General features: G+C 37.8%; 1 pseudogene. It reads right to left on the bottom strand.

What is annotated here, in order from left to right:
- Positions 1-38: 38 nt before the first annotated feature.
- A pseudogene (locus Aba26S_RS20910) lies at positions 39-1,205 on the bottom strand (IS3-like element ISAba22 family transposase).
- Positions 1,206-1,271: the final 66 nt, after the last annotated feature.

The following is a 1,271-nucleotide window of genomic DNA, read 5'->3' as shown; positions in this document are numbered from 1 at the left end:
ATACGCTGAATTATCAGGAGACTTTCCCTTGGGAGATTCTAGGCAGCCAACTTATAAAAGTCTTCGGCCATTTGATTTGGTGTCTTAAAACCCAAACCCTTTTGAATTCTTCGATGATTATAAAATAATTCAATGTATTTTATAATATCTGCTTTGGCTTCTTCTCTGGTTTGATAGTTGTAATGATGCACTAACTCATTTTTCAGTATTCCCCAAAAGCTTTCAATCGGTGCATTATCGTAACAGTCTCCGCGCTTGCTCATTGAACCTTGAAAACCATATTGCTCAAGTATATTTCGATATTCATGGCTGCAATATTGACTTCCTCTGTCTGAATGCACAATCAGTTCTTTGGTTGGTTTTTGATTGTGAATAGCCATATTTAGCGCATTACAAACAAGCTGTGTTGTCATGCGCTCATTTAAGCTATAGCCAACCACTTGCTTTCGTGTAAAGGTCTTTTACCGCTGCTAAATACAGCCATCCTTCAACAGTCCATATGTACGTAATATCACTTGACCATGCTTGATTTGGTCTAGTCATTGAGAATTGTTGCTCCAGCAGGTTTTCATAGATCGCTCGATTATGGTCACTATTCGTAGTCCTTTTAAAACGCTTGTGTCGCTTACAATACAGGTGGTTCAGCGCTTTTATCTGACGTACAGCGTACATACTCATTTTTATACCCTGAGCTTGTAAGTATTTGGTTAATCGAATATAACCATAGCTCTGCCTTGTCTCCTCATGGGCTATTTTCACCAATATCGTCTGTTGATTTCGTTGAATCGTTCTTTTGCTCACGCCTCTCTTGAGCCAATCATAAAAACATGAAACTGAAACATGAAGTAATCGAGCCATTAAGGTAATTGGAAAAGAATATCTTTTTTGTTTCATATAGGCGTACCTTACTGACTTTCTTTGGCAAAGTACGCTGCTGCCTTTTTTAAAAATTCACGTTCCATTTCAGCTATTTTGAGCTGTTGTTTGAGTTTTTTATTTTCTTCGAGTAGAGCGTTTAGATCAGGTGAATACTGTTTTGTACCTGCTAAAGTTCCAGCCTTTGCTTTGGTATTCCAATTTGAAAGAGTTTGCATTGAAATGCTAAGTTGTCTAGCTGTTTCCGAGACATTGCCTTGATTGGCTTCAATTAATTTGATGGCTTCAGCTTTAAATTCTGTGGTGTAAGTCTTGTGTTTCTTGCTCATGGTAAACTCCTGATGAGTGTGTTTAGTTTACCAAGTTAAAACCTCCTGTTTTTTCAGCACACATCA

This window comes from Acinetobacter sp. NBRC 110496 (genome assembly GCF_000876115.1).
Classification (GTDB): domain Bacteria; phylum Pseudomonadota; class Gammaproteobacteria; order Pseudomonadales; family Moraxellaceae; genus Acinetobacter.
The sequence above is the reverse complement of the archived record's forward strand: the minus strand, read 5'-3'. Positions and strand labels throughout refer to the sequence as shown.